Genomic DNA, 23,296 nt, shown 5'->3' with positions numbered 1-23,296 from the left:
TTTGCTTGACAATCCCGGCTGGGGGCGGCTAGTTTGTGCATCTTTGTCGGCCTGGCGCCCGCTTGGGTCATAAAAGTCTTTCGGGGGCTGGGCCGGCACGGGCAGGCGGAAAATCCGGGGTGAGGTTACCTTCATTGGCATTACTGGCAAACATTGAAAGGGTAGGGGAGCGGACCCTGTATGTGGTCGGAGACCTTGGGCGGATGGGGGGGTTTCTGGCCCGGGCGCTGGCCGGCCTCTTTAAGCGACCGTTCAGGCTTGCCGAGGTGATCCGCCAGATTCGTTTGATCGGCGCCAACTCCCTGCCGGTTATCTTCTTTACCGCCGCTTTCACCGGGATGGTCCTGGGGCTGCAGGGCTATTACACCTTGCGCAAATTCGGCGCCGAAGGGGCGTTGGGCACCATGGTTGCGCTCTCTTTGGTGCGGGAGTTGGGCCCGGTACTCACCGCCCTGATGGTCATTGGTCGGGCCGGTTCGGCAATGTGCGCCGAGATCGGCATTATGCGCAACTCCGAACAGATCGACGCCCTGGAGTGCATGGCCGTCGATCCCTTTCGCTACCTGATTGCGCCCAAATTTCTGGCCACCGTCATCTCCATCCCGCTACTGACCATGATCTTCAACGTGGTGGGCATATTTGGCGGCTACCTGGCCGGGGTGGTGCTGCTGGGGGTCAATGCCGGCTCCTATTTTGCCGCCATGGAGCAGAGCGTGCTGGCCCAGGATATCAACATGGGTTTTATCAAGTCTTTGGTATTCGGTCTGCTGGTGGTGTGGATCTGTTCCGGCCGTGGTTACTTTGTTCACCAGATCAGGGGGGCCGGTTTCGGGGCCGAGGGAGTCAGCTGCGCCACCACCCAGGCGGTGGTGCTTGCCTCCATTTCGGTGCTGCTGTGGAACTATCTGCTTACGGCCATTCTGTTATGAGCAGCCCGGTTATTGAATTTGCACAGGTCAGCAAGTCCTTTGGGCGGCAACGGGTGCTCAGCGGGGTGGATTTTGTCATCGCTGGTGGCCGCACCACGGTGATCGCCGGGGCCAGCGGGCAGGGTAAAAGTGTAACCTTGAAGCTGATTTTAGGGCTGCTGCGGCCCGATTCGGGCCGGGTGCTGGTGCAGGGCCGGGATATCGCCCGCCTGCGGGGGCGGGAGCTTAACGAAATCCGGGCCAACTTCGGAGTGCTGTTTCAGGGCGGGGCACTGCTTGACTCCCTGTCGGTCTTTGCCAATGTGGCCTTGCCCCTGGAGGAGCGCACCAACCTGGGTGAGCAGGAGATCCGTCGGCGGGTGCTGGATACCCTGGAGCAACTCGGTCTGGCCGGGCACGAGGAAAAGTTTCCCGCCCAGCTTTCCGGGGGCATGAAAAAACGGGTGGGCTTGGCTCGGGCCCTGATGCTGCAGCCGGAGATCATGCTTTTTGATGAGCCCACCACCGGCCTGGACCCCGAGAAGGCTTTGGAGATTTACCGGCTCTTTCTCGAAACCCAGCAAAAATTCGGCTATACTGCGGTAATCGTTAGCCATGATATTCCCAAGATCTTCAACCTGGCCGACCAGGTGATTATCATGGGGCAGGGCGGGGCCAAAAGTTTTGCCTCGCCGGAAGATATCCAGCGCAGCAGTGACCCGGATATCCGTGAATTTGTCCGGATCACCATGGGCGAAATCTATTTGAGTAAAACCATGGAAAGCGATTATGAACAACGTAAAACTTGACCTGGTGGTGGGGCTCTTCGTACTGGCCGGCTTTTTTTCCTTTGTCTACCTGTCGGTCCAACTGGGAGATTTTGCCCCCTTAAGCAAGCGGCAGCAGTACCAGTTGCAGGCCGAGTTCGGTAATATATCCGGGCTGCGCCGGGGAGCGGTGGTGGAAATAGCCGGGGTTGGAGTGGGCCGGGTGGGAGCAATCGAGTTGAGCGAGCGGCAACGGGCGCTGGTGACCCTGTATATCGATCGGGCCGTGGAGTTGAGTGAAGACTCCATCGCTTCCGTCAAAACCCAGGGAATTATCGGCGAAAAATATATCAGTATCAGCCCCGGTGGGTCCGATCTGGTGCTGGCCGATGGCGACTGGCTGATGGAGACCGAGTCGGCCCTTGACCTGGAAGAGTTGGTCAGCAAATACATTTTCGGCGGCGTCTGATTACCGCAAGTTCCGGCGTGCTGGTCGGCCGGGTTGGGAGGAGGAGGTTCTTTCTGGACGGGATAGAAAGGCGCAAGCCGGCGGGATGTGGTCCGGCCTGGTCGGTACTGACGCTACTATTGCTGGCCTGCCTGTTGCTGCTGCCGGTGGCGGCCGCCGCCGGCTCTGTCGAGCATGGCGTTGATCCCGCCGGGCCGCCGGCCGCCCCGGAGGCGGTGGCCGGAGAAGGGGAGCCCGGCGATCTCCGGGATGATGACTTCTGGGATGATGACCCCTGGGATGACGATCCTTGGGATGATGACCCCTGGGACGCCGGCCGGCCCGGTGAGCGGCTGGCCGATCCTCTGGAGCCCATCAACCGGCTGGTTTTTAAATTTAACGACCGCCTTTATGTCCGGGTGCTGGATCCGCTGGCCAGGGGGTATGCCGCCACCTTGCCGGAGGATATCAGGCTTTGCTTCCGGCGTTTTTTCCGCAACCTGACCGCCCCGGTGCGGGTGGTGAACCATTTGTTGCAGGGGCGGGTGCGGGACAGCGGCCGGGAGCTGTTGCGGTTTACTGTCAATACCACCATCGGGATAGCCGGCCTGGTGGACCCTGCCGCCGACACTTTCGGTATTGAGCAGAGGAATGCTGATTTTGGCCAAACTCTGGGTGTTTACGGGTTGGGCGCCGGTTTTTTTATCACCTGGCCGTTGCTTGGTCCGTCAACCCTGCGCGACTCCGTGGGGATGGCCGGCGATTCCCTGGTCAACCCAACCTCTCGTCTGCTGATGGAAGACCCCAGGACCGGGGCGGTGGTACACGCCGGCCGGACCGTCAACAATGCCTCCTTTCATGTTGGCGAGTATGAGCGGCTGACCGGCGCAGCTTTTGATCCTTATATTGCGGTGCGGGATGCATACTGGCAGTACCGTCGCCGGCAGATCATGGATCGGGGGACGGGGCCGGAGGCGCCCAGGCTGTTCCGTGAGGCCGCCGGAGGAGATAACACAACCGTTCACCAGGGGTACTAACCTGCCGGTTTAACGGGCTGCAATCGTTCAGCAGTGCCGCAGGTTTGGTCTTGCAGCCAGGCGCCGCGAACCCCTGTACGTAAGCCTGGCCGATCGCCCGAAGATGCGGTGCTGCTGAACGATTACCAGATAACACAAGCCAGGAGGAATGATAAGGTGCAGAGCGACAAAACTTTTTTGCCGGCCGGAATGGCGCTTGCCGGCGGGCGGTGGTTGCTGCCGGCTGCCCTGATGCTGATCATGGCGCTTGCCCCTTGGGGGGTGGCGGCGGCGGAACCCCGGGACACGGTGACACAGGCGGTGGATGAAATTATCGATGTGTTGACCGATCCGGAACTGGCCGGGACGGAAAATCGCCAGTCCCGCTACGATAAAGTGGTGGCCCTGGTGGAGAGATTTTTCGACTTTGAAGAGATCTCCATGCGCGCCCTGGGGCCGCGCTGGCGCGAGTTGAGCACCGAGCAGCGGCAGCTTTTCATCGGCCTGTTCAAGCAGTATCTGGAAAACAATTATGTCGATCAGGTGGATCGATACTCCGGCGAGAAGGTGGTGGTGGGCGAGCAGGAAATTCGCGAGGATCGCCGGGGCAACCGATTTGCCCGGGTGGCCACCGATTTTATCATGAGGGACCAGGCGGTGCCGGTACATTACCGGATGCGCGAGAAAGACGGCCGCTGGGTGGTTTACGATGTGGATATCGAAGGGGTGAGCCTGGTGCGCAATTTCCGCAGCCAGTTTGACCCTTACCCCTTTGAGGAACTGATCCGGCGAATGGAAGAAAGTATCGCCAGTGGTCGGGAGTTGGATGGCCAATCATGACCTCTACCGGTTCTGCAGAGAAGGCCGGCGCCGGCCTGCCGGTGGGCCGCCCGCCAGGAGCCGAGGAGGCGACGAAGGTGCTGGCCTTCCTGGAGCCGGCTGAGGCGCTGCGCCTGAAGGCTCTGGGCGAAGTCCGGGAATGGAAGGCGGGTGAAGTGATCCTGGATGATCAGCGCCCGGCCCCATTTTTGGCCTTTGTGCTGGCCGGCAGGCTGGCGGTGAAAAAACTCTCCTCTTTTCCCGGGCGTTACATTTTGCTGGCCGAGTTTGAACCGGGCGGCATGATAGGAGAAGGCGCGGTGGTGGAGGCCTCCCGGCAACCAGCGGCCGGAACGGTGGTGGCGGCGGTTGATGACAGCCGCCTGCTGGTTTTGCCCAGGGAGCGCTTGCAGCAGTTGCTAAGCGATGAACCGGAACTGGCGCAAAAGCTGTTGCTCCGGATCATCCAGGTGGTCCGCCGGCGATTGCAGGGGGCCGGAGAGCGACTGGCATGGATTTTGTGATGAATTTCGTCAGGGATTGGTGGCAAAAACCTTTACTGCGCCGCATCCTGCTCTACCAGCTGCTGGTCTTGCTGCTCAGCGCCTATTTTGTGCTTTCCCGCCCGGTCGCCTGGCCGCTTGCCTTGACGGTGTTGCTGCTTGCTCTCCCTCTTGGGGGGCTGTTCGGGCTGGCGCAGGCGATCTTCGACCGCCTGCTGCAAGCCGTCGCCGCCGGGGTGCAACGCCGCTGGCCCGAGGTGAGCGCCGGCTTTCTACTGTTTTTTGGTTATCTCATTGGCTACATCCTGCTTTTTGCCGGGATGGTGGCCTATCCGCTGGGGCTGTTGGTCGAGCGCGGGGGGGCGGTTGGGGCAACGGGGCAGGATTTCAAGCTCTACAGCATGAACTTTGTTCTGCTGCTGGCGCTGTGGTCCTGGTTGGATTTCCGTCGCCAATGGGGGGAGGCCCTGCTTGGATGGCTGCATTTTTGGCTGATCAGGATCAGGCGGCAGGAAACTCCTTGACAGAACGGTTAAATATTCTATAGTTGCCCGTTTTGGTATTTTTCCCCGGAGTGCCCGTTGGTTGCCATGCAGATCAGGTTTACCGAAATCCCGCCCCAGGGGCTGACCCTTGAACTTACTGATCAGTCGTGGTTTCCGGACCATGAGCTGGGGCGCCACGGGGTGGCGCGGGCCACGGTTGCCTTGAGTCGGGAAGGGGAACGGGTTGTCTGCGCCGGCCGGCTGGAGGTGACGGTCAGTTTGTCCTGTGACCGCTGTCTGGAGGCTTATCGGTATCCGTTGGCGGCCGAGTTCCGCTTGCGCCTGGAGTTGTCCGCCCCCGACAACCTGCCCCCGGCAGTTGCCAGGGAGCACAGTTGCAGCCGGGAAGAGATGGATACCGTCTTTCTGGCTGAGGAGTTGGTGGATCTTGGCGATCTGCTCAGCCAGCAGTTGTATCTTAATCTGCCTGCCAAAAGCTTGTGCCGGGCGGAGTGCCGCGGATTGTGTCCCCGCTGCGGGGCTGATCTTAACCAGGGCGATTGCGGTTGCGCCACCAAGGGAGAGAATTCACCCTTTGCCGCCCTGCGGGTTTTGAAGAAGACATAAGCGCAGTTATTTGTTTGCTATAAACTTAGTCCATCGAATTAATACCTGGAGGTATATAAAATGGCCCTGCCGAAAAAGCGTAAATCCCATTCCCGGACCAGAACCCGTCGGGCCCATGACGCCCTCTCCGGACCTTCCGTGGCCAAATGTGCCGAATGCGGTGAGCCCAAGCTGCCCCATCGCCTTTGCCCCGGTTGCGGTTCTTACAAAGGACGCGCGGTTATTAAGCTTGATGCCGAGTAACTGAAACCGCATGACCGGCAAGCTGCGCATTGCCCTGGACGCCATGGGCGGTGACCGGGGACCGGAAGAGATGGTTGCTGGTGCGGTACTGGCGGCCCGCCAGGATGAAATCTCCGTTACCCTGCTGGGTGATGAGGTGCGGATTCGGGCGGCCATGGCGGCTTTTGATTTGCCGTCCGAGGTGGCCGGGCGGCTGGAAGTGGTGGCCACCACCCAGGTGGTGGCCATGGATGAATCCCCCTTTGAGGCGATCCGCCGCAAAAAGGATTCTTCCATCATGCGTGCCTTTGCCCTGCACAAGGAGGGCAAGGTTGATGCCGTGGTCAGTGCCGGCAATTCCGGAGCCACCATGGCCGCCGGGCTGAAATATCTGGGCCGGCTGGAAAACATTTCCCGACCCGGTATCGCCAACTCCTTTCCCACCATGAAGGGGCCGGTGGTGATGATGGACGTTGGTGCCAACGTCGACTGCCGGCCCCGGCACCTCTTTGAATTCGGCGTCATGGCCGTTGCCTTTTCCCGGGTGCTTTTCGGCATCGAGCGACCCCGGGTCGGCCTGCTCAATATCGGCGAGGAGGGCGGCAAAGGCAACATCCTGGTGCGTAATACCCACCAGCTTTTTCAGCAGAGTTCCCTCAATTACATTGGCAATATAGAAGGGCAGCAAACCTTCCAGGGCGATATTGATGTTATCGTCTGCGACGGCTTTGTCGGCAATGTCTGCCTCAAGCTCAGCGAAGGGTTGGCCGAGGTGGTGGTTTCCATGCTGGGCGATGAGATCAGGAAACGGTTTTTGGCCAAAGTCGGCTACCTGCTGGCCCGGGATGCCTTTGCCGCCTTCCGGCGCCGGGTGGATTATGCCGAATACGGCGGGGCGCCGCTGCTGGGCCTGCAGGGGACCGGCGTGGTCTGCCATGGCCGCTCCAGTGACGTGGCCATCAAAAATGCCATCGGGGTGGCTGCTGAAATGGTGCGCCACCGGGTTAACGATCACATCATGAACCTGCTGGCGGCTGACGATTTTCTGGCCAAAAAAGCCGAGGCCGAAGCCGAGGCCGGCGGGCCGTCTGCCGCGGTTCGGGCCGGGGTTGGGGAATGATGCGGACGGCGATCATCGGCACCGGCTCGCAGCTGCCCGAACGGGTGCTCAGCAACACCGACCTTGAGGGGATGGTGGAAACCTCCGACGAGTGGATTACCACGCGTACCGGGATCAAAACCCGGCGCATCGCCGGGCCGGGGGAAGAAACCTCGCTGCTGGCCGCCGGCGCCGCCCGCCGGGCGCTGGCCATGGCGGGAGTAGCCCCGGAAGAACTGGATTTGATTCTGGTCGGCACCATCACCCCCGACATGACCATGCCCTCCTGCGCCTGTCTGGTGCAGAAGGAGCTCAAGGCCCGGCGGGCCTTCGCCATGGACCTTAACGCCGCCTGCTCCGGTTTTCTTTATGCCCTTGACGTGGCCGACAAATATGTCCGTTGCAACCCGGCCATGAAGGTGCTGGTGATCGGCGCCGAGACCCTTTCCAGCCGGGTTGACTGGCAGGATCGCAACACCTGTGTGCTGTTCGGTGACGGGGCCGGGGCCTGTGTGGTAACCGGCCGGGAAGGGGACGGCGGCTATCTGGCCGGGCGTCTCTTTGCCGACGGTAATCTGTGGCAACTGTTGCACCTGGAAGGAGCGCCCGGGCACAACCCGGGTTTGCGGCCCAACGACCACGAACAGCCCAGCATCATGATGTACGGCCGGGAGGTCTTTCGGCATGCGGTCAGGGCCATGGCCGATGCCGTCGGCAAGGTTCTGGCCGACCAGGGGGTGGCGCCGGCGGAGCTCAGCTTGGTTATCCCCCATCAGGCCAATATCCGGATTATCCGCAGTTTGGCCGATCACCTGGCACTGCCCATGGAAAATGTCTATGTTAATGTGGACAAATATGGTAATACATCCGCGGCTACCATTCCCATTGCCTTGGACGAGGCCCATCGTAATGGCAGGCTGCGCCGGGGCGACCTGCTGCTGCTCTGTTCCTTCGGTGGCGGTTTTACCTGGGGGGCATCGCTGATCCGCTGGTGAGCGGGTAATCGAACAGCCGCACCGCCCAAATATTTCATTTTCTTTTGCGGCTGGCGGGTCGCATTGCAACAAGGGGGAATCTTGTGGATTATTTTCTTACTGAAGAGCAGGAGATGATTGTTGATGTGGCCCGGCGGATCTGCGATGAGTTGATCATTCCGCAACGGGCCCACTTTGACGAAACCGAGGAATACCCCCGGGAAATCCTCAATGCCCTGGCCCAGGCCGATCTCTATGGCCTTTATATCCCTGAAGAATACGGTGGTTTCGGAGGCGGTGCTTTTGAAATGGCACTGGCCCTGGAGCAGGTGGCCCGGGGCTGTACCGGGGTGGCCACCGCCTTTGCCGCCAGCGGGCTGGGGGCCTACCCCATCCTGGTTTCCGGCAGTGAAGAGCTGAAGCAGAAGTACCTGCCCGATATTGCCGCCGGCAAGCGCTTTGCCGCCTTTGCCCTAACCGAGTCCGGGGCCGGCAGCGATGCCTCCGGCATCCAGACCACCGCCGTCAAAGATGGCGACCATTGGGTGCTGAACGGGACCAAGCAGTGGATTACCAACGCCGGCGAGGCGGGAATTTATACGGTGATTGCGATCACCGACCGCAAACGGGGAGCCCGCGGCGCCACCATGTTTGTGGTGGAAGATACCGATCCCGGGTTTTCCGTCGGTCCTAAAGAAAAGAAGATGGGAATCCGCTGCTCATCCACCCGTGAGGTGATCCTGAAAGATTGCCGGATTCCCGCCGACCGGGTTATCGGCCGGCCGGGACTGGGCTTTATCACCGTGATGAAAACCCTTGATCTTTCCCGACCCGGCATTGCCACCCTGGGGGTCGGGCTGGGGCAGGCGGCCCTGGATGAAGCGGTCCGCTACGCCAAACAACGGATCCAGTTCGACAAGCCCATCATCTCCTTTCAGGCTGTAAGCCATATGCTGGCCGACATGGCCATCCAGGTGGAGGCGGCCCGGGCACTGGTTTACGCCGCCGCCCGCCATGTCGACGCGCATCCCGACAAGGCCTCCAAGGCCTCTTCCGTTTGCAAGACCTTTGCCACCGACATGGCCATGAAGGTCACCGTGGACGCGGTGCAGGTGCTGGGCGGCTACGGCTTTATGCGCGAGTACCCGGTGGAGAAGATGATGCGCGATGCCAAGATTCTCCAGATCTACGAAGGCACCAACCAGATCCAGCGCAATGTTATCGGCCAGGAGCTGAACAAGGAGTATAACAAGTGAAGATTGTAGTCTGCGTCAAGCAGGTGCCGGATGCCAAGGATGTCCGGCTGGATCCCACCACCAACACCCTGGCCCGGGAAGGGGTGCAGTCGATCATGAACCCCTACGACCGCCATGCCCTGGAAGAGGGGGTGCGGCTGGCCGCGGAGTTGGGCGGCACGGTGACGGTGCTCAGTATGGGACCTCCCCAGGCCCAGGAAGTGCTGCGCGAGGCGGTGGCCTGCGGGGCCGACGAGGCGGTGCTGGTTTCCGATCGGGCCTTCGCCGGTGCCGATACCTGGGCCACCACCCATACCCTGGCTCAGGCCATCAAGACCATCGGAGGTGCCGATCTGGTGCTCTGCGGCAAGCAGGCCATCGACGGTGACACCGCCCAGGTCGGGCCGGGGCTGGCGGAAAGATTGGGTTTTCCCTACGCCACCTGCGTTAAGAAGGTGCTTGATTGCGCCGATGGCGCCATGCGGTTGCAGCGCTTGATGGACGACGGTTACGATACCCTGGAGGTGCAGTTGCCGGCCCTGCTTACCGTGGTCAAAGAGATCAACGAGCCGCGGTTGCCCTCGCTTAAGGGCAAGATGAAGGCCAAAAAGCTGGCAATAAAAACCTTGAGCGCCGCCGACATCGATGCCGACCCGGCCCAGATCGGCCTGCCGGGTTCTCCCACGCAAGTGGTGCGGGTGTTTTCACCCCAGGCCCGGGGCGAGAGAACCATCTTCACCGGCAGTATCGATGAACAGGTGACGCAGTTGGCCCGCGAGCTGAAGCAGCTGTAAGCAATCATCGCTTACCTCTTGATTAATCCAGAGTTGAAAAGAGTCGGAACATGTTGAAAATTGATGCCGAGGCCTGTATCGGCTGCGGTCTTTGCGAGGATGCCTGTACCTTCGGGGCCATTCAGGTGGAAGATGGCCTGGCGGTGGTGGGTGATAACTGTACCCTGTGCGGGGCCTGTGTCGAGGTCTGTGAGGTCGGTGCCCTCAGCATCCCGCGGCCGGAAGGTGACTTGCCGGCGGATCTTGCCTCCTGGTCCGGAGTCTGGGTTTATGCCGAATATCGCCGGGGCCGGCTGGCGCCGGTGGCCCTGGAACTGCTGGGGGCCGGCCGTCGTCTGGCCGACAAGCGTGGCGTGGAGTTGGCCGCCGTGCTGCTGGGCTCAGCTGCCCAGGCTTCGGAGGAAGGCGGCTTGGAGGCGGCGGCCAGGGAGCTGATCGCCCACGGGGCCGACCGGGTTTACCTGGTTGATGACCCGGCCCTGGCTGATTTTACCGATGACGCTTACGGCAACATCCTGGCTGAACTGGTTCGTGAGCACCGGCCGGAGATCGTCCTGGCCGGGGCCACCGCCGTGGGGCGTTCCTTTATTCCCCGGGTGGCCACCATGCTGGCCGCCGGCCTGACCGCCGATTGCACCGAACTCGACGTGCGGGAGGAAGACGGGGCCCTGCTGCAGACCAGGCCGGCCTTTGGCGGCAACATCATGGCCACCATTGTCTGCCCCCGTACTCGTCCCCAGATGGCCACCGTGCGGCCCATGGTGATGAAGCCCCTGGCCCGTGATGAGCACCGGCAAGGGGAGATCGTGCGGGTGGAGCCGGCCGGCCAGAAGCTTGCTTCCCGCACCAAAGTACTGGAGAGTGTTACGGCCGCTCTGGACCAGGTAAACCTGGCCGAAGCCGATATCGTGGTGGCCGGCGGCCGGGGGCTGGAAAATGCCGAAGGCTTTGCCCTGATCCGGCAGCTGGCCGACGCCCTTGGTGGGGCGGTGGCGGCCTCCCGGGCCGCTGTGGACTCGGGTTGGATTCCCTATCCCCACCAGGTTGGTCAGACCGGCAAGACGGTGGCCCCCAAAGTCTATATCGCCTGCGGGATTTCCGGGGCCATCCAGCATTTGGTGGGGATGCAGTCGGCGGAGACCATCATCGCCATCAACCGCGATCCCGAGGCCCCGATTTTCAACGTCGCCACCTACGGGATTGTCGGTGATGTGTTTGAGGTGGTGCCCAAACTGATTGAGCAACTGGATAAAAACTAAGCGATCACAGGGAGTCGATGAAAGCGGCGAGCGACCCTTGCCGCAACCTCTGCGGTGCGGCTGTTCGCATACGTGTGCTTGGCAATGGAGGAGTGATAGATGAGCTTGCAAGATAAAGTTGCCCTGGTTACCGGCGGCAGCCGGGGGATCGGCCGGGCGGTGGCTTTGCGCCTGGCGGCCATGGGTGCGATGACCATCGTTAACTATGTCAGCCGGCCCGAGGCGGCTCAAGCCGTGGCCGATGAGATTGCCCGGGCCGGTGGCCGGGCGGAGATCAGCCAGTTTAACGTGGCCGATAGCGCGGCCACCGAAGCGGCCATTAAAAAAATTATGGACGATCATGGCAGGCTTGATATTCTGGTCAACAATGCGGGCATCACCCGCGACGGCCTGCTGGTGAAAATGAAGGAAGAGCAGTGGGATGAGGTGCTGGCCACCAACCTCAAAGGGGCCTTCACCTGCACCAAGGCAGTGAGCCGGGCGATGATGAAGCAGCGCTGGGGCCGGATCGTCAATATCTCCTCGGTGATCGGCTTTGCCGGCAACGCCGGGCAGAGTAATTACGCCGCCGCCAAAGCCGGCCTGGTTGGCCTTACCAGGTCTGTAGCCAGGGAGCTGGCCCCGCGCAATATCACCGTCAACGGGGTGGCGCCGGGCTATATCGTTACCGACATGACCAAAGACCTGCCGGAGGAGATCAACCAGCGAATCCGGGCGGAAATCCCCCTGGGCGTGCTGGGCGAGGCCGAGGACGTGGCGGGCGCGGTGGCTTACCTGGTCTCCGACGAGGCCCGTTATGTTACCGGGCAGTTTATCCATGTGAACGGCGGCATGTACATGGGCTAAACTGGCGGTGCTGCGGCAACCTGCGGTGGTGCTGTCCTTCCACAACAGGTGTGCCTGGCCGTAAGCTGTCGGCGGCTAATGCCGGGAAGGAAAAAATAAGTTGCGGATTTGTGGTATTTGATGTTAGGCCTGTACGGCTTAATCCTTGTTTGTATTTTAACCAACCTTAGTAAGGAGAAAGATCATGGCGGTTGAGGAGAAACTGATTGATATCATTGCAGAACAGTTGAGCGTTGATAAGGCCAAAGTGGTTTCCGGCGCTTCTTTTATCGATGACCTTGGGGCCGACTCCCTGGACCTGGTGGAGCTGATCATGGCCATGGAAGAGGCTTTCGATATCGAGATTGCCGATGAGGTGGCCGAGAAGATCGTCACCGTTCAGGATGCCATTGATCATATCAAGAAGATTTCCTGATCAAGATTAAGCCAGCGGCGGGAGTTTGATGGTGAAGAGACGAGTCGTGGTAACCGGAATCGGCCTGGTCTCCCCGGTGGGAACCGGGGTTGACCGGAGCTGGGAAGCCTTGTGTGCGGGCCGGGGTGGTATTGGTCCCATTACCCGCTACGATGCCTCCGGCCAGGCGGTCAGGATTGCCGCCGAGGTTAAGGATTTCAACTCCGATGATCATTTCGAGCCCAAGCAGGCCCGCCACCTTGAACTGTTTGTCCAGTATGCCGTGGTGGCTGCCCGGGAGGCGCTGGCGGATTCCGGCTTTCAGATCACGCCGGAAAATGCCGCCCGGGTCGGCAGCATCATCGGCTGCGGCATGGGCGGGCTGCCGGTTATTGAAAAGTATGTCCAGGTGCTGCATACCAAAGGGGAGCGGCGGATTACCCCCTTCTTTATCCCCATGGCGATTCCCAACATGGGGGCCGGCCAGGTCTCGATCTTTCTCGGCACCAAGGGACCGAACCTGTCGCTGACCACGGCCTGCGCCGCCGGCACCCACGCCGTCGGCGAGGCCTTTCGGGCCATCAGCAACGGCGACTGCGACCTGGCTTTTACCGGCGGCAGTGAAGGGGTGATCTGCCCCATGGCCTTTGGCGGTTTTCATGCCATGAAGGCCTTGTCGACCCGCAACGATGCCCCGGAGAAGGCATCGCGGCCGTTCGATAAAGACCGTGATGGTTTTATCATCGGTGAAGGCGGCGGGATTATGCTGCTGGAAGAACTGGAGCACGCCAAGGCGCGGGGAGCCAAGATCTACGCGGAAATGGCCGGTTACGGGATGTCCGGGGATGCCTACCATATCGCGGCGCCGCCGGAAGACGGCGCCGGGGCGGTGCTGTGCATGGAAAACGCCCTTAAAGATGCCGGCATGAGCCCTGGCGATATCGATTATATCAATGCCCATGGCACCTCGACGCCTTTGAACGACGAGATTGAAACCCGGGCCATTAAAAAGGTTTTCGGGGAACATGCCGCCCGGTTGGCGGTAAGCTCCACCAAGTCGATGACCGGTCATCTGCTGGGTGGGGCCGGCGGGATCGAGGCGGTGATTACCGCTCTGGCGGTCAAACACCAACTGGCCCCCCCGACCATTAACCTGGAGGAACCGGGGCCCGATTGTGATCTCGATTATGTGCCCGGCCAGGCGCGGGCTATGGCGATCCGGGCGGCCATGTCCAACTCTTTTGGCTTTGGCGGCACCAATGCGGTGATGATTATGAAGAGCTATGAGCCATGAAAATTGCCCTGGGGTCTGATCATGGCGGCTTCGGTCTGAAAGAGACGGTGCTTACGGTGTTGCAGCAGTTGGGTCACGAAATTCGGGACTGCGGCACCATGGACGGTCAGTCCGTTGATTACCCGCAGATTGTGGACGCGGTTTGCGAGCTGGTGACCGCCGGAACCTGCCAGCGGGGAATTATGATTTGCGGCACCGGGATCGGGGTTTCCATGGCCGCCAACCGGCGCCGGGGTATCCGCGCGGCGCTCTGTACCGAGGGCTTCAGCGCCCGGATGAGCCGTGAACACAACGATGCCAATGTGCTCTGCCTGGGTGGGCGAACCATCGGCCCCGGCCAGGCGGAAGAAATTGTCCGGATCTGGCTGAGCACCGAATTTGCCGGGGGCCGGCACCTGCGCCGCATCCAAATGTTTTAAGGGTAAGCGATCACAGGGCACCGCAGGTTGCGGCGATCGAGCCGGCTCACGTACTGAGGTACGCTTCGCCGTCTCGCTTGCCGCAACCTGCGGCACCCTGTGACCGCTTACCGCCCGTTAAACCGGTAAGATAGTGCCCCTGGTGGGTGCTTGCCAACTCCCAAACAACAACGCCGGGAAGATACCAGTGTCTTATTTAGCCAGCAGTGATCCGGAAATCCACCGTGCCATACGCGGTGAGTTGAAGCGCCAGTACAACCAACTGGAGATGATCGCCTCGGAGAATATTGTCAGCCCCGCGGTGCTGGAGGCTCAAGGGTCGATCTTTACCAACAAGTACGCCGAAGGCTATCCCGGCCGCCGTTATTACGGCGGCTGCGAATACGCCGATCAGGTGGAGGCCCTGGCGGTGGGCCGGGCCCGGGAGCTGTTCGGCGCCGAGTACGCCAACGTCCAGGCCCATTCCGGCAGCCAGGCCAATATGGCGGTCTATTTTGCCTGCCTGAATCCCGGCGATACGGTGCTGGGCATGGATCTGGCCCATGGGGGCCATCTTAGCCACGGCAGTGCGGTGAACTTCTCCGGCCAGCTCTATAACTTCGTTTCCTACGGGGTCTCTCGGGAGACGGAACGGTTGGATATGGATGAGGTCCGGCGCCTGGCCCTGGAGCATCGTCCCAAGATGATCGTGGCCGGGGCCAGCGCCTACCCCCGGGTGCTCGACTTTGCCGCCTTCCGCCGGATCGCCGATGAAATAGGGGCGCTGTTCATGGTGGATATGGCCCATATCGCCGGGCTGGTGGCCGCCGGGATACACCCCTCACCGGTGCCCCATGCCGATTTCGTCACCACCACGACCCACAAAACCCTGCGCGGCCCCCGGGGCGGGTTGATCCTGGCCAAGGAGGAGTTCGGTAAAAAGCTCGACAGCAAGATCTTTCCCGGTATCCAGGGAGGGCCTCTGGTGCATGTTATCGCCGCCAAGGCGGTGGTGTTCAAAGAGGCCATGAGCGAAGAGTTCCGCCGCAACATGGCCCAAGTGGCCAAGAACGCCCAGGCCCTGGGCCAGGCTCTGGTGGCGCGCGGCTTCCGGCTGGTTTCGGGTGGGACCGACAACCACCTGTTGCTGGTGGACCTGACTCCGAAAAAAATCACTGGCAAGGCCGCCGAGGAGATCCTGGAAGCAGCCGGGATTACCGTAAACAAGAACGCCATTCCCTTTGATACCGAAAAACGTTTTGTTACCAGCGGCATCAGGATCGGCACCCCGGCGGTGACCACCCGGGGTCTTCAGGAGCCCGAGATGGAACAGATCGCCACCTGGATCGACCGGGCCCTGGCCAATGGCGGCACCACCCCCGACCAGGCGGTACTGGCGGAGATTCGCCGGGAAGTTGCCGAGCTTTGCGATCGTTTTCCCATCTACCTGGATATGCAGCCGGACAGAGAGGCCGCCGCCGACCTGCAGGCGACCTGAACCCCGATGCCCAAAGAGCTGGCAAGACCATCCTGGGAAGAGTACTTCATGGCAATTACCGACCTGGTAGCCCAGCGGGCTACTTGCGTGCGGCGCAAGGTGGGGGCGATTCTGGTGCGCGACCGGCGGATTGTGGCCACCGGCTACAATGGGGCGCCCAGCGGGATTCGGCATTGCCTGGAAGTCGGTTGCCTGCGGGAAGAGCTGGCGGTGCCCTCCGGCGAGCGCCACGAGTTGTGCCGCGGCCTGCATGCCGAGCAAAACGCCATCATTCAGGCCGCCCTGCATGGGGTCAGCCTCCAGAGCTCCATGCTTTTCTGTACCAACATGCCCTGTTCCATTTGCAGCAAGATGCTGATCAACGCCGGCATCACCAAAATCTATTACCGCGAGGGATATGCCGACAGCATGGCCGCAGAGATGCTCTCCGAGGCCGGGGTGCCGCTGGTGCAGGTTGCCGCCGACGAAGGCCAGGACAGATGAGTCGCCGACACTTTCGGCAACGGTAATCCTCCCAAAAGACAGGTCAGCCATGAAATGCCCCTATTGCAGTCATCTGGAAAATCGGGTGGTTGATTCCCGGCTCAACAAGGACTATACCATCACCCGGCGGCGGCGGATGTGCGAAGCCTGCCGCCGCCGCTTCACCACTTATGAGCGCCTGGAAGTTACCATGCCCATGCTGATCAAGAAAGATGGCCGGCGGGAGGCCTGGGATCGGCACAAGGTGGTGGATGGAATCAAAAAGGCCTGCGAAAAGCGGCCGGTGAGCATAGAGCAGATCGAGGAATTTGCCGACGATCTGGAGCGGGAGTTGCAGGATCTTGGCGAGCGCGAGATCCCTGTGGACCAGGTGGGTGAACGGGTGATGGATGGCCTGCGTCGCCTGGATGGGGTGGCCTATGTCCGCTTTGCCTCCGTCTACCGCCAGTTCAAGGATCTCAACGAGTTCATGCATGAGCTCAAAAGCATGCTCACCACCCCCGGTGAGCCGGAGTAAACGATCAGCCGCACCACATCTTCGGGTAAGCAGCCAGGCTTACGTACAGGGGGTACGCTGCGCCTGGCTGCTTGCCCGAACCTGCGGCACGGCTGATCGTTTACGGCCCGTTAAACCGGCAGGTTAGTACCCCTGGTGAACACTTACGGTAACGGCGTTTGACAGACCGGGCAAGGGTAACCGGTCGTAAAGCACTTCATTCTAAGGTTATGGTTTCGGCAACTGACCAGGCATATATGAAGATGGCCCTGGAGCTGGCCCGCAAGGGCGTGGGTAAAACCTCGCCCAATCCATGTGTCGGCGCGGTGCTGGTGAAAGATGGCCAGGTGGTGGGGCGGGGCTGGCACCGGCGGGCTGGAGAGCCCCATGCCGAGATCAACGCCCTGGCGGCGGCCGGTGATCTGGCCGGCGGCGCCACCATTTATGTGACCCTGGAGCCCTGTAATCACCAGGGGCGAACCCCTCCCTGCAGTAAAGCCATCGAGGCCGCCGGTATTCGCCGGGTAGTGTACGGCATGTCCGATCCCAACCCGGTGGCCGGGGGCGGAGGAGCCTACCTGGCCGGCCGCGGCCTGGAGGTGCTGGCCGGGGTGCTGGCCGATGATTGCCGGCGGCTCAATCTGCCCTTCAGCAAGCGCGTAACCACCGGCTACCCGTGGGTCCAGCTCAAGGCCGCCGTCAGCCTGGATGGCCGCATTGCAGCGGCAACGGGGCGCAGCAAGTGGATTACCGGTGAGCAGGCGCGGCGCCAGGTTCATCGCCTGCGCTGCCTTAGCGATGCCATCTTGGTGGGGTCGGGCACGGTGCTGGCCGATGACCCCTCTCTTACCACCCGGCTGCCGGGCAAAGGGCGCGACCCTTTGCGGGTTATTCTGGACAGCAAGCTGGCTACCCCGCCTGCGGCCAAGGTGGTGGCCCATGATTCCGCCGCTGCCACCTGGATCTTTTGCGGGCCGGATGCCGCTGAGAGCAAGGAGCGGCAGCTGCGGCGACCGGGAGTGGAGGTTCACCGGGTGGGCCTGGAGGCGGACGGCACCTTGCGCCTGGTTGAGGTGCTGGAGCACTTGGGTCGGGCCGGAGTTACCACCCTGCTGGTGGAAGGCGGCGGCCGGGTGCATGGCTCTTTTTTGCGCCGGGGGTTGGCCGATGAGGTGATTTTCTTTATCGCGCCGCTGTTGCTCGGCGGCGATGGGATGGCCGCCGTGAGTGAACTGGGGCTGGCCGACCCGTCCCAGGCGCCGAGGCTCCACGAGATCGAGCGTCGCCGGTGCGGCGACGACCTGATGATTCGCGGCCGCTTGCGGCCTTTGAAGTAATCGTGCCCCCCTACCCGGGGCACCGGACTTTCAGGAGATTGGCAGATGTTTACCGGGATTATTTTGGGCAAAGGCAAGGTCAAGGCCAAACGACCGGCCGGCGGCGGTATGACCCTGGCGCTGGAAACCGATTTTCCCCTGCCGGACCCGGTGGAAGGGGAGAGTATCGCGGTCAACGGGGTCTGCCTGACGGCCCGCGATATCCGCGGCCGCCATTTCCTGGCCGATGTTTCGCCGGAAAGCCTGACCCGGACCAACCTTGGCCGCCTGGGGGTGGGTGGGGTGGTTAACCTGGAACGGGCGTTGCGCCTCAGCGACCGGCTGGGGGGGCATATGGTCAGCGGCCATGTTGATGCCGTTACCACCGTGCTGGCCCGTCGAGCCCTGGGCACCTTCACCCTCTTTGATTTTGCCGTGCCCCCCGGCCTGGGCCGTTATATCATTGCCAAAGGTTCGGTGGCCCTGGACGGCATCAGCCTCACCGTCAACGAGGTCGATGAAGAGCGCTTTTCGGTGTCCATCATTCCACACACCCTGGAGATCACCACCCTGGGAGAAGTGGCGGTGGGAGACGGGGTCAACCTGGAGGTGGACCTGATCGGCAAGTATGTGGAGAAACTGCTCAGCCCCAAAGACCCGGCCGGGAACCGGGCAGGGGAGGATGGCTCCGGCTTGGATCAGGCTTTTCTGGCCAAACACGGCTTTTTGAGGTAATATATTTTTTTGTTTTTTTTAAATAATCAGTGAGCCGTACCGCCCCAGCGGCGCCGCTGCCTGGCCGGTCGCGCCCCCGAGGCTTACGGAAGACGGGAGAATTGCAAGCATGATCAGCCCCATTGAAGACGTAATTGAGGATATCAAGGCCGGCAAGATGATCATCCTGGTGGATGACGAAGACCGGGAAAACGAAGGCGATCTCTGCATGGCGGCAGAGAAGGTTACCCCCGAGGCCATCAACTTCATGGCCACCCACGGCCGTGGCCTGATCTGCCTGACCCTGACCGCGGAACAGCTGGAGCGGTTGCAGTTGCCCATGATGGTCCAGAACAACCGTTCCCCCTATGAGACGGCCTTCACCGTCAGCATCGAGGCCAGAACCGGGGTGACCACCGGCATTTCCGCCGCTGATCGGGCCCGCACCATCGAGGTGGCGGCCAATCCCGAGGCCAAGCCGGAAGATCTGGTCAGCCCGGGGCATATTTTCCCCCTGCGGGCCAAGCCGGGAGGGGTGCTGGTGCGTACCGGCCAGACCGAAGGGTCGGTGGACCTGGCCCGCCTGGCCGGCTGCAACCCGTCCGGGGTGATCTGCGAGATCATGAAAGATGACGGTACCATGGCGCGGATGCCTGATCTGCAGGAGTTTGCCCGCCTGCATGACCTGAAAATAGCCACCATCGCCGATCTGGTAGCCTACCGGGTGCGCAAGGACAAGCTGGTGCACCGGGCCGCCGAGGTGACGCTGCCCACCATGCATGGCGAGTTTAGGGCCATTGTCTACCAGAACGACGTGGACAGCCTGGAACATGTGGCCCTGGTCAAGGGTAAGATCGATTCGGAGCAGGATGTCATGGTGCGGGTCCATTCCGCCTGCCTTACCGGTGATGTCTTTGCCTCCAAGCGCTGCGATTGCGGCGGTCAGCTGTACAATGCACTGCGGATGATCGACCGGGAAGGTTCCGGGGTGCTGCTCTACATGATGCAGGAAGGTCGCGGCATCGGCCTGGTCAACAAGCTCAAGGCCTACGCCCTGCAGGACAAAGGGTTGGATACGGTGGAGGCCAATCTCGAACTGGGCTTCAAGCCGGATCTGCGTGATTACGGGATTGGCGCCCAGATTTTGCGCGATCTCGGCGTGCGCAAGATGCGGCTGCTGACCAACAACCCCAAAAAGATCATCGGCCTGGAGGGCTATGACCTGAAGGTGACCGACCGGCTGCCCATTGAAATGGAGGCTGAACCGGAAAACGTGCAGTATCTGAAAACCAAAAAGGACAAGATGGGCCATCTGCTGGAGCGGCTGGCCTACAGCAAGGCGCTGGGGCAAATGTCCAGAAACGAACCTTGAAACGGGGAGCTGTGAGAGATGGTTAAATATATTGATGGTAATTTACGGGCCGAAGGCAAGAAGTTCGGGATCATTGTTTCCCGCTTCAACTCATTCATTGCCGAGCGACTGCTGGAGGGGGCCTTGGACACCCTGACCCGGTCCGGCGCCGCCGGTGATGATATCGAGGTGGCCCGGGTGCCAGGTGCTTACGAGATTCCCCTGGTGGCCGGCAAAATGGCCAAAAGTGGGCGCTATGATGCGGTGATTTGCTTGGGGGTGATTATTCGTGGAGCTACCCCCCATTTCGATTTTGTGGCCAACGAGGCGGCCAAGGGGATCGCCCAGGTGGGCATGGAAACCGGCTTGCCGGTGATTTTCGGGGTACTGACCACCGATACCATTGAGCAGGCCATTGAGCGGGCCGGCTCCAAAGCGGGCAACAAGGGTTCCGAATGCGCCGCCGCCGCGGTGGAAATGGTCGACCTGCTCAAGCAACTGGCCTGAGCGTCCATGGGTGCACGGCGAAAATCGCGTGAACTGGCCCTGCAGGCCCTTTACCAGGCGGATATGAGCAATGTCTCCGCCCTTGACACCCTGCCGGTGTTGTGTGAAAATTTCGAAGTCAGCCGCAAGGCCTTGCCTTATGGGGAGGGGCTGGTGGGAGGGGTGGTGGCAAACCTGGCCGCCATCGACCGGATCATCGAGGCCGGCTCCGCTCATTGGCGGGTTTCCCGGATGTCGTGTATCGACCGCAACATTATCCGGATCGCGGTGTATGAGTTTAATTTTGCGGCGGACGTGCCGGCCGGAGTGGCCATCAACGAGGCCATCGAGCTGGCCAAGCGGTTTGGCTCCGAAGATTCGCCGGCCTTTATCAACGGCGTGCTGGATGCCATTCGTAAAACCCTGAGCCGCCAGGGCCGGTGAATTTGTAGCTTTTACGTAAACGTTCGCCCCGTGGTGCTGCTGAACGATTACGATTTTACTCTGCGGAACTGGTTATTACTCTATGGCAGCCAGCAACGGACAGACGCCCGGAATGGGGCGTGAAATCGCCTCGGTGGCCGGCATCTTTCTGGCCCTCTTTCTTTTTGTCTGCTTTGCCAGCTATTCACTGCCCACCCCCGCCGGCGGAGCCGAGTTGTTGCGCTCTGGGGGGGGGACGGCGGCCGTTTCCCCCGTTCCAATTGGGGAAGCGGCGGCGGCCAACTGGGGCGGGGTAGTGGGCCAGGTGGTGGCCGGGCTGGTGATGAATTTTCTGGGGATCAGCGCCTTTTTGCTGCCGCTGCTGATCATGGCCGTTGCCCTGCAATCGTTTTCCCCCGCCTTTACTCTGCGCCGCCTCCCCCTGGTGCTGCTTGGCACCAGCGGCCTGCTGCTGGCCGGCAGTTCGCTGGCCGGGCTGGGGGGTGGTGAGGCGCTGCGCCTGTTCGGCAACCTGTACCCCCAGGCCGGTTACCTGGGCGGCCTGCTTGCCGACCTGGGCCAGCGGATCCTGGGCGGCCCAGGGTCACTGCTCTTCTTTTTGGCCCTCTTTGTGGTCTCCCTGATGCTTACCCTGGAGTTTTCCCCCTATCTTTTTGCCCGTCGGGTCTCCGCCGGCGGCCGGGCCGTTGTCCTGCGCCTTTGGGAGTTCAGTGCCGCGCCGCGCTCCTGGCTGGGCACGGCTCTGCGCCCACCGGCACGCTTGCCCTCCCTGCCGGGCGGTAAAAGGAACGCTGGTCGGGAGGAAAGCGTTGACTGTGCGCCGGGTCATAGTCGGGAGGAATTGCCGTCGTTTAATCTGTTTGAGCCGGAGCCCTTTACCCTGGAGTTGCCGCTGCCGGAAAGCAATGGTGGCGGCAAGGATAAGCCGGCCGACCCCCCTGGTGATCTCGAGGAGGAGTTTCAACTGCTGCCCCCTGAAACCCCGGGTGAATACCGGTTGCCCTCTCTTGACCTGCTGGATCGCCCGGCCAGTCGTGAGCTGAACCTGGACAAGGAGTATTATTTCGAGGTCAGCCGACAGCTGGAGGAAAAACTGGCCGATTTCAATGTGGTGGGCAAGGTGGTGGGCATTTCACCGGGGCCGGTGATCACCACTTACGAGTTTGCTCCAGCCCCCGGCGTGAAAATTAACCGCATCGTCTCCCTGACCGAAGATCTGGCCTTGGGGTTGAAGGTGGAAAGTGTGCGGATCGCCGGCTCCCTGCCCGGCAAAGGGGCCATCGGGATCGAGATCCCCAATCCCGAGCGCCAGATTGTGCCCATCCGGGATATCTTTGCCCATGAAAGTTTTCAGAAAACCTCCTCCCGGTTGACCATCGGCCTTGGGATGGACGTGGTGGGCAATCCGGTGGTGGCGGATCTGGCCAAGATGCCCCATCTGCTGATTGCCGGGGCCACCGGTTCCGGCAAGAGTGTGGCCGTTAATACCATCATCTGCAGCATTCTCTACAACGCCACCCCCGATGAAGTGCGTCTGCTGCTGGTGGATCCCAAACGGATCGAGCTTTCCGGCTACGAGGCGATTCCCCACCTGCTGCACCCGGTGGTGGTGGACCCCAAGCTGGCCAGCCGGGCCCTGCAGTGGGCGGTACGGGAGATGGAGCGGCGCTACCAGCTCATGGAAGAGGCCCGGGTCAAGAGCCTGGCGGGCTATAACCAGGAGGCCGAAGAGAAGCTGCCCCTGATTGTCATCATCATCGACGAATTGGCCGATCTGATGATGGTCTCCTCCCGGGAGGTGGAAGACGCCGTGGCCCGCCTGGCCCAGATGGCCCGGGCTGCCGGCATGCACCTGATCCTGGCGACCCAGCGCCCCTCGGTGGATGTGCTCACCGGCTTGATCAAGGCCAACTTCCCCACCCGGATGTCGTTTAAGGTTTCCTCCAAAATCGATTCCCGCACCATTTTGGACGGCAGTGGGGCGGAGCATCTGCTGGGGGCCGGCGATATGCTTTTTCTGCCGCCTGGGGCCTCCAAGCTGCAACGGATCCACGGTGCCTACATCTCCGAGCAGGAGAGCCAGCGGATAGTCTCGTTCCTCAGGTCGCAGGGGGCGGCGGAATATGATCCCTCGGTGCTGGAGATTGCCGAGGAACCAGATGGTGGCGGGGAAGACGGGGAAGACGGCACCATGGATGAACACTACGACCGGGCGGTGGCTCTGGTTACCGAAACCGGGCAGGCCTCCATCTCCATGGTGCAGCGCCGCCTCCGGGTAGGTTACAACCGGGCCGCCCGGATGATTGAAACCATGGAGAAAGAAGGGGTCATCGGCCCCGCCGACGGGGCCAAGCCCCGGGAGGTGCTGGTTCGGAAAAGTTACTGACCCCCGGTGACCGCCGGTTCCCGGTCAGATTTTT

General features: G+C 61.5%; 27 protein-coding genes. All 27 read left to right on the top strand.

Features of this window, described 5'->3' with window-relative positions; genetic code table 11:
* Positions 1-134 precede the first annotated feature (134 nt).
* Positions 135-929, top strand: coding sequence for an MlaE family ABC transporter permease (locus DAAHT2_RS06645; RefSeq protein ID WP_013163523.1), 795 nt, complete (start codon positions 135-137; stop codon positions 927-929).
* Positions 926-1,717, top strand: a complete 792-nt coding sequence (locus tag DAAHT2_RS06640; protein ID WP_013163522.1) for an ABC transporter ATP-binding protein — start codon at positions 926-928, stop codon at positions 1,715-1,717. The genes DAAHT2_RS06645 and DAAHT2_RS06640 overlap by 4 nt, the downstream gene beginning before the upstream one ends.
* Complete coding sequence (mlaD, locus tag DAAHT2_RS06635; RefSeq protein ID WP_013163521.1) at positions 1,698-2,144, top strand: outer membrane lipid asymmetry maintenance protein MlaD; 447 nt, start codon at positions 1,698-1,700, stop codon at positions 2,142-2,144. Before DAAHT2_RS06640 ends, mlaD begins: the two co-directional genes overlap by 20 nt.
* A 17-nt stretch (positions 2,145-2,161) precedes the next feature.
* On the top strand, positions 2,162-3,160 hold the full coding sequence (locus DAAHT2_RS06630) for an MlaA family lipoprotein (RefSeq protein WP_013163520.1): 999 nt from the start codon (positions 2,162-2,164) through the stop codon (positions 3,158-3,160).
* Positions 3,161-3,316: 156 nt separating this feature from the next.
* Positions 3,317-3,979: an MlaC/ttg2D family ABC transporter substrate-binding protein gene (locus DAAHT2_RS06625; protein ID WP_013163519.1), complete on the top strand. Its 663-nt coding sequence runs from the start codon at positions 3,317-3,319 to the stop codon at positions 3,977-3,979.
* On the top strand, positions 3,976-4,482 hold the full coding sequence (locus tag DAAHT2_RS06620; protein WP_013163518.1) for a Crp/Fnr family transcriptional regulator: 507 nt from the start codon (positions 3,976-3,978) through the stop codon (positions 4,480-4,482). The genes DAAHT2_RS06625 and DAAHT2_RS06620 overlap by 4 nt, the downstream gene beginning before the upstream one ends.
* Positions 4,470-4,985, top strand: a complete 516-nt coding sequence (locus DAAHT2_RS06615; protein ID WP_013163517.1) for a hypothetical protein — start codon at positions 4,470-4,472, stop codon at positions 4,983-4,985. Before DAAHT2_RS06620 ends, DAAHT2_RS06615 begins: the two co-directional genes overlap by 13 nt.
* Before the next feature lie 66 nt (positions 4,986-5,051).
* The gene (locus tag DAAHT2_RS06610; RefSeq protein WP_013163516.1) at positions 5,052-5,573 is read left to right on the top strand and encodes a YceD family protein; all 522 of its coding nucleotides are present in this window, start codon (positions 5,052-5,054) and stop codon (positions 5,571-5,573) included.
* A gap of 60 nt (positions 5,574-5,633) precedes the next feature.
* Entirely contained in the window at positions 5,634-5,816 is a 183-nt protein-coding gene (rpmF, locus tag DAAHT2_RS14290) for a 50S ribosomal protein L32 (protein WP_013163515.1), read from the top strand.
* A gap of 22 nt (positions 5,817-5,838) precedes the next feature.
* Positions 5,839-6,915: a phosphate acyltransferase PlsX gene (gene plsX, locus DAAHT2_RS06600; RefSeq protein ID WP_218915069.1), complete on the top strand. Its 1,077-nt coding sequence runs from the start codon at positions 5,839-5,841 to the stop codon at positions 6,913-6,915.
* Complete coding sequence (locus tag DAAHT2_RS06595; RefSeq protein WP_013163513.1) at positions 6,912-7,889, top strand: beta-ketoacyl-ACP synthase III; 978 nt, start codon at positions 6,912-6,914, stop codon at positions 7,887-7,889. Before plsX ends, DAAHT2_RS06595 begins: the two co-directional genes overlap by 4 nt.
* A gap of 83 nt (positions 7,890-7,972) precedes the next feature.
* Positions 7,973-9,124, top strand: coding sequence for an acyl-CoA dehydrogenase family protein (locus tag DAAHT2_RS06590; protein WP_013163512.1), 1,152 nt, complete (start codon positions 7,973-7,975; stop codon positions 9,122-9,124).
* Positions 9,121-9,897 carry an electron transfer flavoprotein subunit beta/FixA family protein gene (locus DAAHT2_RS06585; protein ID WP_013163511.1) on the top strand — a complete coding sequence of 259 codons (777 nt, stop codon included), beginning with the start codon at positions 9,121-9,123 and terminating at the stop codon, positions 9,895-9,897. The genes DAAHT2_RS06590 and DAAHT2_RS06585 overlap by 4 nt, the downstream gene beginning before the upstream one ends.
* A gap of 50 nt (positions 9,898-9,947) precedes the next feature.
* A complete protein-coding gene (locus tag DAAHT2_RS06580; RefSeq protein ID WP_013163510.1) occupies positions 9,948-11,156 on the top strand; it encodes an electron transfer flavoprotein subunit alpha in 1,209 nt (402 codons plus the stop codon).
* Between the two features lie 99 nt (positions 11,157-11,255).
* Positions 11,256-12,002, top strand: a complete 747-nt coding sequence (gene fabG / locus DAAHT2_RS06575) for a 3-oxoacyl-[acyl-carrier-protein] reductase (protein ID WP_013163509.1) — start codon at positions 11,256-11,258, stop codon at positions 12,000-12,002.
* Positions 12,003-12,186: 184 nt separating this feature from the next.
* Positions 12,187-12,417, top strand: a complete 231-nt coding sequence (acpP, locus tag DAAHT2_RS06570) for an acyl carrier protein (RefSeq protein ID WP_013163508.1) — start codon at positions 12,187-12,189, stop codon at positions 12,415-12,417.
* Positions 12,418-12,445: 28 nt separating this feature from the next.
* The gene (gene fabF, locus DAAHT2_RS06565; RefSeq protein ID WP_013163507.1) at positions 12,446-13,690 is read left to right on the top strand and encodes a beta-ketoacyl-ACP synthase II; all 1,245 of its coding nucleotides are present in this window, start codon (positions 12,446-12,448) and stop codon (positions 13,688-13,690) included.
* Positions 13,687-14,109 carry a ribose 5-phosphate isomerase B gene (rpiB, locus tag DAAHT2_RS06560; protein ID WP_013163506.1) on the top strand — a complete coding sequence of 141 codons (423 nt, stop codon included), beginning with the start codon at positions 13,687-13,689 and terminating at the stop codon, positions 14,107-14,109. Before fabF ends, rpiB begins: the two co-directional genes overlap by 4 nt.
* A gap of 187 nt (positions 14,110-14,296) precedes the next feature.
* Positions 14,297-15,586, top strand: a complete 1,290-nt coding sequence (gene glyA / locus DAAHT2_RS06555) for a serine hydroxymethyltransferase (RefSeq protein WP_013163505.1) — start codon at positions 14,297-14,299, stop codon at positions 15,584-15,586.
* Positions 15,587-15,592: 6 nt separating this feature from the next.
* On the top strand, positions 15,593-16,069 hold the full coding sequence (locus tag DAAHT2_RS06550) for a deoxycytidylate deaminase (protein ID WP_013163504.1): 477 nt from the start codon (positions 15,593-15,595) through the stop codon (positions 16,067-16,069).
* Positions 16,070-16,118: 49 nt separating this feature from the next.
* Complete coding sequence (gene nrdR / locus DAAHT2_RS06545) at positions 16,119-16,586, top strand: transcriptional regulator NrdR (RefSeq protein WP_013163503.1); 468 nt, start codon at positions 16,119-16,121, stop codon at positions 16,584-16,586.
* 209 nt (positions 16,587-16,795) lie between these two features.
* Entirely contained in the window at positions 16,796-17,902 is a 1,107-nt protein-coding gene (ribD, locus tag DAAHT2_RS06540) for a bifunctional diaminohydroxyphosphoribosylaminopyrimidine deaminase/5-amino-6-(5-phosphoribosylamino)uracil reductase RibD (protein WP_013163502.1), read from the top strand.
* Between the two features lie 45 nt (positions 17,903-17,947).
* Positions 17,948-18,616: a riboflavin synthase gene (locus tag DAAHT2_RS06535; RefSeq protein ID WP_013163501.1), complete on the top strand. Its 669-nt coding sequence runs from the start codon at positions 17,948-17,950 to the stop codon at positions 18,614-18,616.
* A gap of 109 nt (positions 18,617-18,725) precedes the next feature.
* Positions 18,726-19,967, top strand: coding sequence for a bifunctional 3,4-dihydroxy-2-butanone-4-phosphate synthase/GTP cyclohydrolase II (locus tag DAAHT2_RS06530; protein WP_013163500.1), 1,242 nt, complete (start codon positions 18,726-18,728; stop codon positions 19,965-19,967).
* 18 nt (positions 19,968-19,985) lie between these two features.
* A complete protein-coding gene (ribH, locus tag DAAHT2_RS06525; protein ID WP_013163499.1) occupies positions 19,986-20,453 on the top strand; it encodes a 6,7-dimethyl-8-ribityllumazine synthase in 468 nt (155 codons plus the stop codon).
* A gap of 6 nt (positions 20,454-20,459) precedes the next feature.
* Positions 20,460-20,876 carry a transcription antitermination factor NusB gene (nusB, locus tag DAAHT2_RS06520; protein ID WP_013163498.1) on the top strand — a complete coding sequence of 139 codons (417 nt, stop codon included), beginning with the start codon at positions 20,460-20,462 and terminating at the stop codon, positions 20,874-20,876.
* Between the two features lie 112 nt (positions 20,877-20,988).
* Positions 20,989-23,262, top strand: a complete 2,274-nt coding sequence (locus DAAHT2_RS06515; protein WP_013163497.1) for an FtsK/SpoIIIE family DNA translocase — start codon at positions 20,989-20,991, stop codon at positions 23,260-23,262.
* Positions 23,263-23,296 lie beyond the last annotated feature (34 nt).

The organism is Desulfurivibrio alkaliphilus AHT 2 (assembly GCF_000092205.1).
Taxonomy (GTDB): Bacteria; Desulfobacterota; Desulfobulbia; order Desulfobulbales; family Desulfurivibrionaceae; genus Desulfurivibrio; species Desulfurivibrio alkaliphilus.
Note: the sequence above shows the minus strand (reverse complement) of the source record. Positions and strands in the feature narration are given on the sequence as shown.